9 protein-coding genes are annotated in these 14,811 nt (G+C 66.3%); 4 read left to right on the top strand and 5 right to left on the bottom strand.

The genetic code is table 11. From position 1 onward, the window contains the following. Window positions 1-90: 90 nt before the first annotated feature. Complete coding sequence (locus tag BM075_RS13915) at window positions 91-846, bottom strand: adenosylcobinamide-GDP ribazoletransferase (RefSeq protein ID WP_093361302.1); 756 nt, start codon at window positions 844-846, stop codon at window positions 91-93. A gap of 71 nt (window positions 847-917) precedes the next feature. Between BM075_RS13915 and cobT the strand changes: the two genes are divergently transcribed. Further along, window positions 918-1,940: a nicotinate-nucleotide--dimethylbenzimidazole phosphoribosyltransferase gene (gene cobT / locus BM075_RS13910; RefSeq protein WP_093361301.1), complete on the top strand. Its 1,023-nt coding sequence runs from the start codon at window positions 918-920 to the stop codon at window positions 1,938-1,940. A 151-nt stretch (window positions 1,941-2,091) separates the two neighbouring features. Here cobT and BM075_RS13905 read toward each other — a convergent pair whose 3' ends face one another. Beyond that, a complete protein-coding gene (locus BM075_RS13905; protein ID WP_093361300.1) occupies window positions 2,092-4,032 on the bottom strand; it encodes a cation:proton antiporter domain-containing protein in 1,941 nt (646 codons plus the stop codon). 165 nt (window positions 4,033-4,197) lie between these two features. Next, window positions 4,198-7,197: a hypothetical protein gene (locus BM075_RS13900; RefSeq protein WP_093361299.1), complete on the bottom strand. Its 3,000-nt coding sequence runs from the start codon at window positions 7,195-7,197 to the stop codon at window positions 4,198-4,200. A gap of 167 nt (window positions 7,198-7,364) precedes the next feature. Between BM075_RS13900 and BM075_RS13895 the strand changes: the two genes are divergently transcribed. Further along, window positions 7,365-8,099: an SIMPL domain-containing protein gene (locus tag BM075_RS13895; RefSeq protein WP_093361298.1), complete on the top strand. Its 735-nt coding sequence runs from the start codon at window positions 7,365-7,367 to the stop codon at window positions 8,097-8,099. A 512-nt stretch (window positions 8,100-8,611) separates the two neighbouring features. Further along, entirely contained in the window at window positions 8,612-9,448 is an 837-nt protein-coding gene (locus tag BM075_RS13890) for an EcsC family protein (RefSeq protein ID WP_177208355.1), read from the top strand. A gap of 54 nt (window positions 9,449-9,502) precedes the next feature. Here the strand turns inward: BM075_RS13890 and BM075_RS13885 are convergent, their stop codons facing one another. Next, the gene (locus BM075_RS13885; protein WP_093361296.1) at window positions 9,503-10,156 is read right to left on the bottom strand and encodes a cysteine hydrolase family protein; all 654 of its coding nucleotides are present in this window, start codon (window positions 10,154-10,156) and stop codon (window positions 9,503-9,505) included. A 133-nt stretch (window positions 10,157-10,289) separates the two neighbouring features. Next, a complete protein-coding gene (purU, locus tag BM075_RS13880; protein WP_093361295.1) occupies window positions 10,290-11,174 on the bottom strand; it encodes a formyltetrahydrofolate deformylase in 885 nt (294 codons plus the stop codon). Window positions 11,175-11,454: 280 nt separating this feature from the next. Between purU and BM075_RS13875 the strand changes: the two genes are divergently transcribed. Beyond that, window positions 11,455-14,808 (top strand): transglutaminase family protein, encoded by a 3,354-nt coding sequence (locus tag BM075_RS13875; protein WP_093361294.1) that lies wholly within the window; start codon window positions 11,455-11,457, stop codon window positions 14,806-14,808. The last annotated feature ends 3 nt before the right edge of the window (window positions 14,809-14,811 follow it).

The following is a 14,811-nucleotide window of genomic DNA, read 5'->3' as shown; positions in this document are numbered from 1 at the left end:
CAACGGCCCCCTTTTTTTCATTCGGTTTATCACCGTCCGTGAGCATGAGATCCGTTCAAGCCCTCAGCGACGCAACCGCTCCGAAGACTGCTATTGAGTCAAGGTAGCGGCGGTCGCGAGTGCGGCGATTTCGGAGACCTGCTGCGTGGCCCCGAGGATGTCGCCCGTCTGCCCGCCGATCTTAGCGCGCGCAATCGCCCCCAAGCCGAGGGCTGCCAGAGTCGCCGACGCTATCAGGGCGAAAGTCATGCCTCCTGTCGTGAGCATTGAGAGTGCCGATGCCACCACTGCCGCGACGAGAAAAGACCTTGGGCCGGGACGTCCGATGGACTTCGACAGTCCGTCGGCTCGGGCATTCGGCAGAATGGTCATGGTCCCGATCATGGTAGCGCGGCTGATGAGCGCCACGGCAATCAACGTGGGCAGCATTGCGGAGCCGAGCGCAGACAGCGCGCTCCACCGCAGGCCGACAGACAGGATCAGCGCCATGACGCCATAGCTGCCGATTCGGCTGTCCTTCATGATTTCGAGCCGGCGCTCCCGCGACCACCCCCCCCAGAGGCCGTCCGCTGTGTCCGCCAGGCCGTCCTCATGCATAGCCCCCGTCAGCACGACCTGCACCACGATTACGAGACCCGCCGTGGTGGCCGCAGGAAGGCCGAGGTGCATTCCGACCCACGCGAGTATCCCAGCGGCTGCTGCCACCGGGACGCCTGCGAGAGGGTAGGCCCAGGCCGCCCCCGCGCCGCGTGTCGCGGCGTAATCCGGTGGCACCGGGATCGGCAAGCGCGTCAGCAACGCAGTCGCTAGGGCGATGTCGAGAAGCGGGGTGGGGCGTGATGTCATCTTCGGCTCGCAAGCTCTTGTAGGCGCGGGCATATGCGCGCAGAAGCGGGGAAACAAGTCTGAGGCGAAAGATGACATCCACACCTCCCTTTTCCGATATCCAAGGTATCCGTGAAGCGCTGACCGATCTGCCGCAGCCGGACTCGGCGGCGGTCGAGGGCGCACAGGCCCGCAACGCAGCCCTTACAAAGCCGCCCGGGGCTCTGTCGCGGCTGGAAGATCTGGCAATCTGGTACGCCGGCTGGCGGGGAGACGCACGGCCCGAGATGGCGGAGCCTCAGGTGATCGTGTTCGCCGGAAACCACGGGGTTGCGGCACGTGGGGTCTCGGCGTTTCCACCGGAGGTGACGGTCCAGATGGTGGCCAACTTCCGCGCCGGTGGCGCTGCGATCAACCAATTGGCGGACACCTTCGGCGCGTCGATGGACGTTGTTGAGCTGGATCTGGACCGGCCAACGGGAGATTTCACCGAAGGCCCCGCGATGGACGAAGAGGAGTTCGTGGCCGCGATGGCTGCCGGATGGCAGGCCGTGAACCCAGCGGCTGGCGTCTTGGTGACGGGCGAAATGGGGATCGGCAATACGACGACTGCGGCTGCGGTGGCCGCCGCGCTCTATGGCGGCGGTGCGGAGATCTGGGTGGGCCGCGGCACCGGTGTAACCGATGAGGCGCTGTCCCGCAAACGTGCCGTCGTCGACGCCGGTCTGGCGCTGCACAGCGATGCGCTCGACGACCCGCTGGATGTGCTGCGCTGCCTCGGAGGACGCGAGCTGGCCGCGATGGCAGGCGCGATCCTGGCCGCGCGTCACCACCGCGTTCCGGTGATCCTTGACGGCTTCATCTGCTGCGCCTCCGCGGCGGTGCTGGAAGCGGCAGCACCCGGTACGTTGGATCACGCGGTCGCCGGCCACGTTTCTGCCGAAGGAGCGCATGCGGCACTTCTTTCGCGGCTCAACAAGGTGCCGTTGCTCAGCCTCGGTTTGCGCCTGGGTGAAGGCACCGGCGCAGCCCTCGCGATCGGGGTGTTGAAAGGGGCGATCGCTTGCCATTCCGGCATGGCCACCTTTGGCGAGGCTGGCGTGTCCGAAGCCTGACCTCAGGCCTTCTTGTGTCTGAAAATATCCCCGCCGGAGGCACGTTTTTTCGGCTGAAAAATCGCCCGCGCGCGGAACGCGCGCGGCCCGGCCCAACCGGCGAGGGTGCATCTGCAGATGCATCCGCGACGGGCGGGAGCGCCTTGCCGCTTCAATCCACAGTCTTGGGCTTCGTGGAGGGCGTGTCGGTCGTACGATTCTCTTCGTCCTGCGCCTCCAGAGCGGTAACGAAGGCCGTCTCCAGCACGCGATTGAGTTCCCGGGCTCGCGCGAGATAGTCGGGATTGTCCCGTAGCGGCTTCGCCGGATCCCAGAGGGGCGCCAGTTCGCGCAGGGTCATCCGGTCGTGCTTGTAGAAAGCCCGTTCGATCTCGGCAGCCTCGAACTCTGAGAAGTCCATGTTCTCCAGCACATACCGCGCCGCCCGAAGCGAGCTGTCGAACATCTCCCGCACGATGTCGTCGGCCCCCGCTTGGTAAAGCTCGTAGACATGAACCCGATCCTGCGCCCGGGCGACGATGTGAATGTCGGGACGTTGCGACCGCGCGTACTTCACCAACCGCGTTGTTGCGTGTCTATCATCGAGGGCCGCCACCAGCACGCGGGCGGTCTTTAGGCCCGCGGCGTGGAGGAGCACCGGCCGGGTGGGGTCTCCGTAAAACGCCTTGAACCCGAACTTCCGCATCAATTCGATTGCGGCGAGGTCGTGATCAAGCACGGTGCATTTCAGCCCGCCCATCTGCACCATCCGGTTCACAACCTGACCGAACCGCCCCGTGCCGGCAATGATGATCGCGGCCTGCTCATCGATCTCGTCGTGCTTGCGGTGCACATCCGTCGCGGCTGTGTGATCGCCGAGGCGGTGCGCGATCCAGTCGTAGAGAATGAAGAGCAACGGCGTGAGCAGCATCGATAGCGCCACGACCAGCAGCAGTTTCTGCGCCAGCCGGTCGGGAAGGACGTCCTCCTGCAGGCAGAAGGAAATCAGCACGAACCCGAATTCTCCGGCCTGCGCCAGTCCCAGGGTAAAGAGCCAGCGATCCCGCCCACGCAAAGCAAAAAGCCTCGCGAGCACGAGCAGGATGGCGCCCTTGGTCACAACAAGCAGCAGCGTCAGCCCGAGGACCGTGCCGACGTTTTCAATCATCACGTTGAAATCGATCCCCGCCCCGACAGACATGAAGAAGACGCCGAGCAGCAGGCCCTTGAACGGTTCGATATTCGCTTCCAGTTCATGCCGAAACTCACTGGAGGCGAGCACCACGCCACCCAGAAACGCGCCAAGCGCGGGCGACAGGCCGATCAGCGCCATCAGGAAGGCCAGCCCGAAGACGATCAGCAGTGCCGTCGCGGTGTGGATCTCCCGCAGCCGCGCCATGTGAACGAAGCGAAAGAGCGGAGAGGAGAGATATGTGCCGCCCACGATCACCGCCGCGATCACGGCAACGATGACGAGGGTCGCCTGCCAGCCAGCGAGCCCCTCGATCAGGGACAGGTGGATCTCCTCCGCCGCTGCGGCGGCCTCCGCATGGGCACCGGTGCGTTGGATTGCGCCGGTGGCGTCCAGGTGCGGGGTTGGCGCCATCGCGAGTAGCGGCATCAGCGCCAGCATCGGAATTACCGCGATATCCTGGGTCAGAAGCACCGAGAACGTGGCTTTTCCACCATGGGACTTCATCAACCCCTTTTCTGACAGTGTCTGCAGGACGATCGCCGTCGACGACAGGGCCAGGATGAGGCCAATGGCGAGCGACATGTAAAACGTCTCGCCCATGAGCATGGAAAGGACCGCGATGGCCATGGTCGTCAGGCCGATCTGCATTCCGCCCATACCGATCAGCTTGTCCCGCATCTCCCAGAGGATACGCGGCTCCAGTTCCAGACCGATCAGAAACAGCATCATGACCACGCCGAATTCGGCATAGTGGCGCAGGGTTTCGGCATCGACACCGAGCAGGTGGAGGGCGGGACCGATCGCGATGCCGGCAAGCAGATAGCCCAAAACCGAGCCAAGTCCGAGGCGGGCGGCAAGCGGAACGCCGATGACGGCGGCTCCCAGAAGGATCGTCGCCTCGTCGAAGAAGCCTTCCATCGTCCGTCCTCTCTGCTCGAAACCGGCGGCCAGCCGCTTTTGGGCTGGACCTTCCGGCGCTCATCCATCTCCAGACCTATCCCGGGACGCGCACGGGTGTCCACGCACGCCAGGCGCTTGGCGAGGCGGCAAGGCGTTTGCGGGGCGCCAAGCCGCTCGCCGCCGCTAGCCTTTCGGCATCTTTAGGGTCACGGACCGGCCGCCCTTGGAATACTGAAGTTCGTTATTTCCGATGGCAGCGACGCGTCCGCCATCCAGCCGGTCGCCCACCTGGACCTTCAGGTATTTGCCCGAGGGCAACCGGACCAAGGCGCGGCGCTGGTTCGACGAGCCATAGACGCCGATCAGCGACACCTTGTTGAGCGCAATCGCCCGCTCCAGCGTGGCGCGTCGGGCGACGGCGGCAGGCGTTGTGCCCGTGGGACGGGCGGCATACCGGCTTGGCACGGCCGGGCCGACTTTGGAACTGGTTTCAGCGGCTGCTGAAGCAGCGGCGGCGTCGGCGGCAGCTTGGCGTGCACGGGCCTGGGCTTCCGCTTCTGCGCGTGCCTGGGCTTCGGCCCTGGCGCGAACCTCGGCCTCCACCTGAGCAACCTGCGCGGCCGCCAAAATGCGCTGCCGGTCCGCTTCCTCGTTGCGCTTCGCTCGGTCGGCGATCTGCGAGATGTTGGCCGGTCGCAGGCGCGGCATGGGCGAGGCCGGGATCGCACGTCGGGTGGCTGTCTCCAGATCGATCGCAAGCGCCGCTTCCTGCAGCGTTTGCGGTGCGCCCGACGCCGCGCTCTCCGTCCCCGGCTGCTGTGCGTCCTCCGTCTGTTCATCGGCCATGCGCTGCGAGGCGGTCAGTTCTGCCGCGAGTTCCTGCGCTGATTGCGGCCGCCGGAGGGGGCGCATGCCGGCCAGTTCGGTGCGGGTGCGGCCGCCGAGAGTGGCCCGTTCGGTCGTCTCCACCAGGTCGCCGGGACGCCGTTTCGGTTGGAAACCGGCCAACGCACGGTCGGGTGAGAGGGCGGCCAGCGTCTCCTCGGACGGCTCGGCCCGACGCGGCGGGATGATGAAGGGGCTGCCGGCGTGGATCATGATGCCGCCGGGCGATAGCACACCCTCCTTGGTCGGCACGACGAGACCGTCCGCGCCGATCTCGGCCTTCGAATCCGGGTGGCGCGGCGTGGTCGGCGGCCGCGGGCGGCGGTCGAGTTCGGCCAGGCTGTCGGGCAGGGCGTAGGCGTCCTGATTCACGACCTCCGGGTCGATCGCAGCGATTTCGAGTTCGTCGATCGTGTCGTTTTCAGGCAGGTACCCGGTATCTGGTGCGCGTTGCCAAATGCCCGTGGCGTCATAGGCCGCGCGCGCTTCCGAGGGATCGAGCGGACCGGTTTGTTGAGCCTGCGGGTCCGCCACGGCGGAGGCGGCGACGGACGGATCCGGCGCGACATCGGCGGTCGCATTGCCCTCCGGCGGACGTCCGGCGTCGAGCGGCACCTCCTCCGGCGCATCTGCCATCAGCTCTGGCGGCGCGGTATCGTTTAGCGATGGCTCATTCGCCGGCAGGCTGGCTGTCTCGGAGTCCAGTTCGGGCTGGCGTGGGGCCGTTCCGGCGCTTTCGGTCGCCTCGGGCGGTTGAGCCACAGCGGTGGGCGCCTCTGACGTGCTCTCCGCGGGCGGCGGGGAAATCTGTGCAACCGGGTCGAGGTAGGCGCTTTCGGTCCGTGCGATTTCCCGAGCCGGATCGGTCGCAATGCCATCTTGCTGTGGCTCGCCCAGCACGAGGGTCCAGAGCGCCACGAGGCCGGCCAGTGACGCCGCACCGACGGCCAACCCGATGACCTTGCCGCGGCCGCGCTTTGCCGGTGGGGTGCGGGCGCCGAAAACCGTGGTCAATTCCGCGCTTCCACTGCGGCCCCACCGCGGCTCGCGCTCCAGACTTGCGGCAGCGGTGGCGGCGAGGGCCGCAACCTCCGTGTCATCGCCCTGTTTGGCAGGCTTCGGCGCCGGCTTGACCCCAGGCGGCGTCCATCGCGGCTCGGATACGGGCCCTGAAACCGGCGCGCTTCCCGCGGAAACCGAGGGATAGCCGGGTGTTTTGGACGCCGCGACGGGAGAGGCCGGACGGGACCGGATTGGCGCGCGCGGTGCCTCGGCGACCGCTTCGGGCGGGAATTTTAGGGGTGGGGCCTGTTCCGGGTCATCTTCCGGGCGCTCCCCAATGTCGGGCGCGTCCGACGTATCCTCCGCGTCCGCTTCATGCTGGATCGGCACGGCCGGCGTTGGCCGGTCGGACGGCTCCGGGGCCTCCACGGCTTCTGTCGACACCGACTCGGAAAGCGGCACGTCGGTCTGGTCGAGGGCATCTGACCCGGTCTCGACACGTTGCGGTTCGGTTGACACCTCCACTACCGGTTCCGCTACGTCGGAAACTGCCAGCACCCGCGTCTCGGGGGAGGAGGTCGTCACCGCGACATCCGCTGGCTCTATCGCCGCTACGTCTTTGACCGGTTCTTCGACGGCATGGGTCACCGACTCCGCGTCGACCGTCTCCACCCAGTCCGTTGAAAGCGCTGTTGCGTCAAATGCCTCCCCGGATTCCGCGTCCTCGACGGCTGCGTTTAGCGTGTTGACCACACGAACGGGGTTCACATCCCGGTAGGGTGTCTCGCCGGGGGGCAACCATTGCGCGGATTGTCCTGTCGGGCCAAAGAACGGTTCGCCGGGGAAAGCACCCTCCGGCGGGACGGCGACATAGCTGACCGGGTTGAAGCGATGCAGGCTGGCGAAATCCTCCGCCTCTTCCAGCGTTTCACGCGCCACGGCTGCGATCCGGAGCGTGTTGCCGACGCGTGCCCAATCATAGGCCAGTTCATCAAGGGTGTAGGGCGTGCGCCCCTCCAGCGCCTTCGCCGCTCGCTGCGCATCGCTCCGCCCCTGCGGGTCGCCCGCAGGCACCTCGATGAACAGCACCTGGGACTCCGGCAGCACAAGCTTGGTCGCAAATGGCATATCGTCCGCGAGGGCCTCCCCTCGGGCGCGAAGTTCCCCGAGCTTGTTGCCCAGGTCGGGAACGTCGAGTTCGGTGCTGCCCACAACTCGCCAGCCATCCCCGGCCGGCGCGCGATAGAGCAGCGCGATTCCATCGAAGTCGAGTGCGAGTGCGAAAGTCGGGGTCATCACACCTTTGTGGGGTCGCGGAGCGGAAGGGCGCAAGATATCGTCTGCAGTAACTCGTTTGTACCGCAGGAATCCGCCGAAAGAAACAGGATTGGAGCGGGAGAAGGTGCGCCCGCGCCCAAAGCGGGCAAGGTCGGGCCAAGGGTCCGAATTGGAAGGAGACTGTCATGAATCGAAAACAAGTCGCGGCGGTTTTGCTCGGCATCGGGGTTGGGCTGTCGTTTGCCCCGGGAAGCGTTTTGGCGCAGGAGGCACGCGATGTCGCGCAGGCGACGCTGACGGTAACGGGCGAGGGCATCGTTACGGTTGCACCGGACATGGCGACGCTGGACCTCGGCGCGGTTGCCGAGGATGCCGAGGCGGCGGTTGCCATGCGCGACGTGAGCGCGCGGATGTCCGAGGTCATGACGCAGCTCGAGCAGGCTGGCATCGCCCCGGAGGACATCCAGACCAGCAGCCTGTCCGTTCATCCGCAGTACATCCCGCGTCCCGACCCCGACGATACAACGCCGCGGGTGGAACGCTTCGAGGCATCGAGCGAGCTGACGGTGCGGGTCCGCGATCTGGACCAGCTCGGAACGCTTCTGGATGCAGTCGTGCAGAACGGCGCCAATCTGATGCGCGGTCTGAGCTTCGGGTTGCAGGATACTGAAAAGTCTCAGGATGACGCGCGGACGCGCGCTGTCGAGGACGCGATGCGCAAGGCGGCGCTCTATGCCGACGCCGCTGGGGTGACACTGGGAAATGTGCTGTCGATCCAGGAGCATGGCGCCATGGCGAGCCCAAAGGTCTTCCGAGCGGATGCCGCACCCTTTGCGGCTGAGTCGATGCCGGTGGCGCAGGGCGAGATCTCCGTGACGGCCGGCGTGACGATGACCTTCTCCATGTCGCCGGCGGAGTGACAGTCCGGCGGGCAATCGTCTGATTGTTGCCCAAACACCGCCACCTTTGTCGAACACCCTTTGCACGCAGGACGGGCGGCGCGATGACCGCCGCCCGATTGGCGACGCGGTGAGGAAGGTGTCGATGCGCGGCTATCTGGTCCACGTCATTTGGCGGACGCTGTTCGTTCTGGGTTGTCTGGGCACCGGCCTGCTTGGCTGGCCGAGCCTGACCGGAGCGTAACCACGCCGACGGATGCCGTGTAGGGTGCGGCGTCCATAGCGCGTCTCGCATTTCCAGCGGCGACATTGATCACATGCTGTCGAACGGGGTCGTGAATTTCACCCGGCGCGCATTATCTTCTCTTCATGGTTCTGACGTACGTATTCCACGGCTTCGGCTCCGTCGGCCAAGCAGGCAAGCCGCTGCATTGCATAGCGGGGAGGCGGGCGACTGGTGTAGGCTGTGTGATACCGATCGCCGATCCCCATTGCACCGAACGTCGACGGTAACGGCTGGAGGAAGGTCCCAAATGAGTCCCGTCCCAAACAAGCGGCCCCCCATGGCGGCAGATATCCTGCGTGAGGCGCTGCAGCGTCAGCGCACCTACGAAGAGCGGCGGTCGACGCGCATGGGACGAGGCGCCGAACGGCTGACCGCGCCGGTCGGCGGCCTGATCTCGCGGCTGGTGCCGTCGGGAATGGTCCGTGAGGGGCTTCAACTGGCTGACAGGATGGTGGGCCTGACATTGCCGCCGGACTTCTTAAGCCATTCGGTCGAGGATCTTGACGCCTGCGAAGCGGCGGCGCGGCGCGTGCAGGCCTGGGCGGTCGGCGTCAACGCGGCGTCCGGCGGCGCGGCGGGCTGGCTCGGCGCGCCCGGGATGACCGCGGACATTCCCGCGACCATCGCCTTGGCGGTTCGCAATGTGCGGGCCACCGGTGCCGCTTTTGGCTTCAACGGGGATGCGGAGGAGGAACGGGCCTACCGCCTTCTGGTCCTTCAGGTCGCCACGTCGGGCGCGGATGTCAAACGGGACGCGACGCTGGCCTCGCTCTCGGACATGGCCACGTACCTTGCCTCCCCCGGGGGGCGACTGGTTCTGGAGACCGGGGGGCGGTGGCTATCGGACAAGGTGGTGGAACGCATCGCCCGCCAGCTCGGCGTGTCGCTTGCGCGTCGCAAGGCCGGGCAGGTGGTGCCGATCGTCGGCGGGGCCGTGGCTGCCGTCGTCAACGCCAGTTTCCAGACCGACGTGAGCCGCGCGGCACGTTACGCCTACCGGATGCGCTGGCTGATGGCCCGGCGGCTGCTGGATGGGCCGTCCCAGCCCCATGCGGCCGACGCCGGAGACAGCGCTGCCGGGTGAGGGCAGGTGGCCGCCACGCGGCCCGGGCCATCCTCTGCGGTGCGAAGGCGGCCGTCAGGCCCAGGTGCCCACGGCGGCGTCCATCTCGGCCAGAAGCGCATCGGTCGTGACTTGCCGGCAGTGCCCGGCGATTGCCGCAAGCGCCGCCTCGTGGCGCTCCGCGCTATAGGTCGCGCAGGCATCGGTCACCTGCGTGACGAGATACCCCAGGTCCGCGGCATCGCGGATGGCGCTTTCCACGCAGTCGTCGGTTTCCATGCCGCAGATGACAAGTTGCCGGATGCCGAGGTTGCGCAGCACGTAGTCGATGTGCGTGGAGATGAAGACCGATGACGAAGACTTCGGCAGCACGATCTCGTCATCCTCCGGTGCCAGCTGGTCGATCACCCGCCCGTCCCAGGACCCTTTCGGAACGTCGAACCCGAGCCGCTTGTAGTCCAGCCCCCGGTCACGGCCGTTCTTGGTGAGGCTTTCGATCGTGGTGTAGAGCACTTCGACACCCGACCTTCGGCAGGCGGCCTGAAGGCGGCGGATGTTCGGAATCACGCCCTGTTCGAGTGTCTTGAAAAACCAGCCGAAGCGGGCGTCGAATTCCGTGTCGGGCACCCCCTTGTAGGCCCCGCCATCGCGGTGGGCAGAGAAATTCTGCATGTCGATGACAAGCAGGGCTGATTCCGGAACATGCAGCGGATGATCTCGCGACAACATCGTGTAGGGCTCCTCCCTCAGGCGCCTCCGACTCGGAGTTCACAGACCAAGCTTACCTTGCGTCCGGAACCCGAACCATTGGACGAAGCGCCGCTTGGGAGAGCGGCTCCAAAGCGGGCCGCCGCCTGCGGCGCTAGCCCATCCGCTCAGAGGCGTAGCCGCCGGGGCTCGCGGGGAAGACCACCGTCTTGTTGCCGTTCAGGAACGTGCGATGGTTGATGTGGGCGTGGATGGCGCGGCTGAGCACCAGGCTTTCGACGTCCCGCCCGAGGGACACGTAATCCGCAGCGGATTGCGCGTGGGTGACGCGCACCGTGTCCTGCTCGATGATCGGGCCTTCGTCGAGATCGGCGGTCACGTAGTGCGACGTCGCGCCGATCAGCTTCACCCCCCGTTCGAAGGCCTGCTTGTACGGATTGGCCCCCTTGAAACTAGGCAGGAAGGAGTGGTGGATGTTGATGATCCGCCCCGACATGCGCTGGCACATCTGGTCGGAAAGAACCTGCATGTAGCGCGCCAGAACCACGAGCTCTGCGCCGGTCTCCTCGATGACTTCCATCTGCTGCGCTTCGGCCTTCGCCTTGGTCTCCTTCGTCACCCGGATGTGGTGGAAGGGGATGTCGTGGTTCACGACCAGCTTCTGATAATCCAGGTGGTTCGAGATCACGCCGACAATGTCGATCGGCAGCGCGCCGATCCGCCAGCGATAAAGCAGGTCGTTCAGGCAGTGACCGAACCGCGAGACCATGACGAGCACCTTCATCCGCGCTCCGATGTCGTGGAAGGCATGCTCCATCTCGAATTGCTCCGCCACAGGGGCAAAGGCGGAGGTAAGCTCGTCCATCCCCATGCCTTTTTCGCTGGTGAAGGCGACGCGCATGAAGAAGGTGTTCGTTTCCATGTCATCGAACTGGTGGGAGTCGGTGATATTGCATCCCGAGTCCGCCAGGTAGGTCGAGATGGCCGCCACAAGCCCCCGGCGGGACGGGCATTTTACAATCAGGGCAAATCGGCTCATCGGGTCTTTCCTGCTGCTCGTGCGGTGTTGCGGCGAAAATGCCGGGAGGGGCGCGCCGCCGAAAGCGCAAAAGCGCGCCCGGGTCGCCGGAAAACGACACTGCTGCGGATGAGGATGGTACGGCTGTTTCCGATGGGCGCCGCGGATGCCAGTTTCTTGTGCAGGTGGGCCACGCTTGGCCCGGAGAGTGACGCTTTGGAGGGCAGCTCCGCGGTTTCGCCTCGTCTGCCCCGCCGCGCTGTGGTTGCGTGAGTCGCAACTTGACTGAACGGGAAGCCACATGACGATCAAGGCCGCGATTCACCACCTGACGCATTACATGTACGACCGGCCTGTGACGCTCGGTCCGCAGATCATCCGCCTGAGGCCCGCCCCGCACAGCCGCACCCGCGTGATCTCGCATTCGCTGAAGGTCAGCCCGGCGGGGCATTTCGTGAACCACCAGCAGGACCCGTACGGGAACTGGATGGCACGGTTCGTGTTTCCCGAACCGGTGCGCGAGCTGAAGATCGAGGTGGACCTTGTGGCCGACATGACGGTCTACAACCCGTTCGACTTCTTCGTGGAAGACACCGCCGAGCAGTACCCCTTCGCCTATCCCAGCGAGCTGTCGGACGATCTGTCGATCTATCTCAAGCCCGAGCCCGCCGGGCCGAAGCTGCAAGCGCTGCTCGACAGTATCGACCGGGCAGGCGAGCCCAAGACCGTCGATTTCCTCGTCGCGCTGAACCACCGACTGGAGTCGATGATCGACTACGTCATCCGGATGGAGCCGGGGGTGCAGACGCCGGAGGAAACGCTGACGGCCAAGCGGGGGTCCTGCCGTGACAGTTCGTGGCTGCTGGTTCAGGTGCTCCGGCACCTCGGCATCGCCGCGCGGTTCGTGTCGGGCTATCTCATTCAGCTCAAACCGGACCTTGAGGCGCTCGACGGCCCCTCGGGGACGGACCACGATTTCACCGACCTTCACGCCTGGGCGGAGGCCTACATCCCGGGCGCTGGCTGGATCGGCTTCGACCCTACCAGCGGCCTGCTCACAGGAGAGAGCCACATCCCGCTCGCCGCCACGCCGCACTACCGCAATGCTGCACCGATCTCCGGCATGGCGAGCCCGGCGGAGGTGGATTTTCGCTTCGACATGCAGGTGCATCGCATTGCCGAGCACCCGCGGATCACCAAGCCCTTCCCGCAGGACAGTTGGGAAAAGCTGGACGCCCTAGGGCACAAAGTCGATGCGGCGCTGAAGGAGGGTGACGTCCGGCTCACCATGGGAGGCGAGCCGACCTTCGTCTCGATTGACGATTTTGAAAGCGACGAGTGGAACACCGCCGCCGTCGGGCCGATGAAACGCGGTCTGGCCGACACGCTGATCCGCCGCCTGCGGGACCGTTTCGCCCCGGGTGGGTTCCTGCACTACGGGCAGGGCAAGTGGTACCCGGGCGAGACCCTGCCGCGCTGGACCTTCTCGCTCTATTGGCGGGGCGACGGCGAGCCGATCTGGCGCGATCCCGATCTGATCGCCAAGGAGGACGAAGCCGGGGAGGTTGGTCCGGAGGATGCGGCGGCGTTGCTGCGCGGCATGGCCGAGGAGATCGGCGTGGACCCGGACCACGTTCAGCCGGCCTATGAGGACCCGGCAGAGTGGATCCTGAAGGAAGCCAACTTGCCCGAGAACGTGACGCCGGAGAACTCCGAGCTGAAGGACGCCGAGGCACGTCACCGCATTGCGCGGGTGTTCGGGCGCGGCCTGACCGAACCGGCCGGCATGGTGCTGCCGGTGCAGCGGTGGCAGACCAAGGCCTCTGGCGGCTGGGTGTCAGAGCTGTGGCGCACGCGGCGCGGCAAGCTGTTCCTTATCCCCGGCGACAGCCCCGTCGGCTTCCGACTGCCGCTGGAAGCGCTGCCACACCTGTCGAAGGGTGCCTATCCCTACACCTACGTTGCCGATCCCGCGACACAGACCGGCCCGCTGCCCACCTTCGATGCCCGCGAGCGGCGGCGTCAGCCCGGTGAGCCGGCACCGACTCCGGGCCACAGCCAGCCAATGGCCAGCTTCAAGGCCAGCGAGCCCGGTCAGCAGATGAACGAGCAGGACCTTGGCGAAAGTGGCGGTACCGTCCGAACGGCCATGGCGGTGGAGCCGCGCGATGGGCGGCTCTGCGTGTTCATGCCGCCGACCGAACGGGTGGAGGACTACCTTGAGCTGGTCGCGGCGGCCGAACAGGCGGCCGCAAATCTGGGGCTGCCGGTGCACATCGAGGGGTACGGCCCGCCAAGTGACCACCGCTTGAACGTGATCCGCGTGGCACCGGACCCGGGCGTTCTGGAAGTTAACGTGCACCCCGCGCACTCCTGGGACGACTGCAAGCGCATCACCGAAGCTGTCTACGAGGAAGCCCGGCTCAGCCGGCTTGGCGCGGACAAGTTCATGATCGACGGGCGCCACTGCGGCACGGGTGGCGGCAACCACGTGGTCGTCGGCGGCGCCAGCCCGCTCGACAGCCCGTTCCTGCGCCGGCCGGACCTGTTGAAGTCCCTTATCCTGCACTGGCAGCGGCACCCGTCGCTCAGCTACCTCTTCTCCGGCCTTTTCATAGGTCCCACGAGCCAGGCGCCGCGCATCGACGAGGCCCGCCACGACAGTCTGTACGAGTTGGAAATCGCGCTGAACCAGATCCACGCGCCCGGGGGTGGGGAGGTGCCGCCGCCGTGGCTGACGGACCGGCTCCTGCGCAACATCCTGATCGACGTGACCGGCAACACGCACCGCTCCGAGATCTGCATCGACAAGCTCTACTCTCCCGATGGCCCCACCGGCCGCCTCGGCCTGATCGAGTTCCGCGGCTTCGAGATGCCGCCCGACCCGCGGATGAGCCTTGCGCAGCAGGTTCTTATCCGGGCGCTGATCGCCCGCCTCTGGCAAAACCCGGTGCAAGGCGCGCCGATACGCTGGGGCACCCGATTGCACGACCGATTCATGCTGCCCCATTTCGTTTGGGACGACTTCCTCGACGTCCTGCGAGACCTCGCCGACCACGGCTTCGATCTGGAACCCGGCTGGTACACCGCACAGGCCGAGTTCCGCTTCCCGTTCTGCGGCGAGGTGGAATACGACGGCGTGCACCTGGAGATCCGGCAGGCGCTGGAGCCGTGGCACGTGCTGGGGGAGGTGGGCGCCATCGGCGGCACCGTTCGCTACACCGACAGCTCGGTCGAACGGCTGCAGGTCCAGCTCACGACAACCGATCCGGAGCGCTACGTGGTAACCTGCAATCGGCGCCGGGTTCCGATGCAGAAGACGGAGACCGGAGGCGTGTCGGTTGCCGCCGTCCGGTACAAGGCCTGGCAACCGCCGGAGGCGCTGCACCCGGTGCTGCCGGTGGATGCGCCGCTTGTCTTCGACATCTTCGATACCTGGACGGGCAGGGCGCGGGGTGGCTGCACCTATCACGTCGCGCACCCCGGCGGGCGCAACTACGATACCTTCCCGGTCAACGGCAACGAGGCACAGGCCCGACGGCTGTCGCGGTTCGAGCCGCACGGCCACACCCCCGGTGCCTACTTGCCCCCCGCCGAATTGCCCCATAGGGAGTTTCCCATGACACTCGACCTTAGGCGTGCGCCGGGGCTCTAGAGG

This window comes from Tropicimonas isoalkanivorans (assembly GCF_900112335.1).
In the GTDB taxonomy this organism is placed as follows: domain Bacteria; phylum Pseudomonadota; class Alphaproteobacteria; order Rhodobacterales; family Rhodobacteraceae; genus Tropicimonas; species Tropicimonas isoalkanivorans.
This window is presented reverse-complemented; position numbering and strand designations above follow the sequence as displayed.

Bases quoted from the DNA above. Each gene is read 5' to 3' on its own strand.
- cobT (WP_093361301.1), top strand. From the start codon at position 918: ATGACATCCACACCTCCCTTTTCCGATATCCAAGGTATCCGTGAAGCG.
- BM075_RS13890 (WP_177208355.1), top strand. From the start codon at position 8,612: ATGAGTCCCGTCCCAAACAAGCGGCCCCCCATGGCGGCAGATATCCTG.
- BM075_RS13905 (WP_093361300.1), bottom strand. From the start codon at position 4,032: ATGGAAGGCTTCTTCGACGAGGCGACGATCCTTCTGGGAGCCGCCGTC.
- BM075_RS13875 (WP_093361294.1), top strand. From the start codon at position 11,455: ATGACGATCAAGGCCGCGATTCACCACCTGACGCATTACATGTACGAC.
- BM075_RS13915 (WP_093361302.1), bottom strand. From the start codon at position 846: ATGACATCACGCCCCACCCCGCTTCTCGACATCGCCCTAGCGACTGCG.
- BM075_RS13895 (WP_093361298.1), top strand. From the start codon at position 7,365: ATGAATCGAAAACAAGTCGCGGCGGTTTTGCTCGGCATCGGGGTTGGG.
- BM075_RS13900 (WP_093361299.1), bottom strand. From the start codon at position 7,197: ATGACCCCGACTTTCGCACTCGCACTCGACTTCGATGGAATCGCGCTG.
- BM075_RS13885 (WP_093361296.1), bottom strand. From the start codon at position 10,156: ATGTTGTCGCGAGATCATCCGCTGCATGTTCCGGAATCAGCCCTGCTT.
- purU (WP_093361295.1), bottom strand. From the start codon at position 11,174: ATGAGCCGATTTGCCCTGATTGTAAAATGCCCGTCCCGCCGGGGGCTT.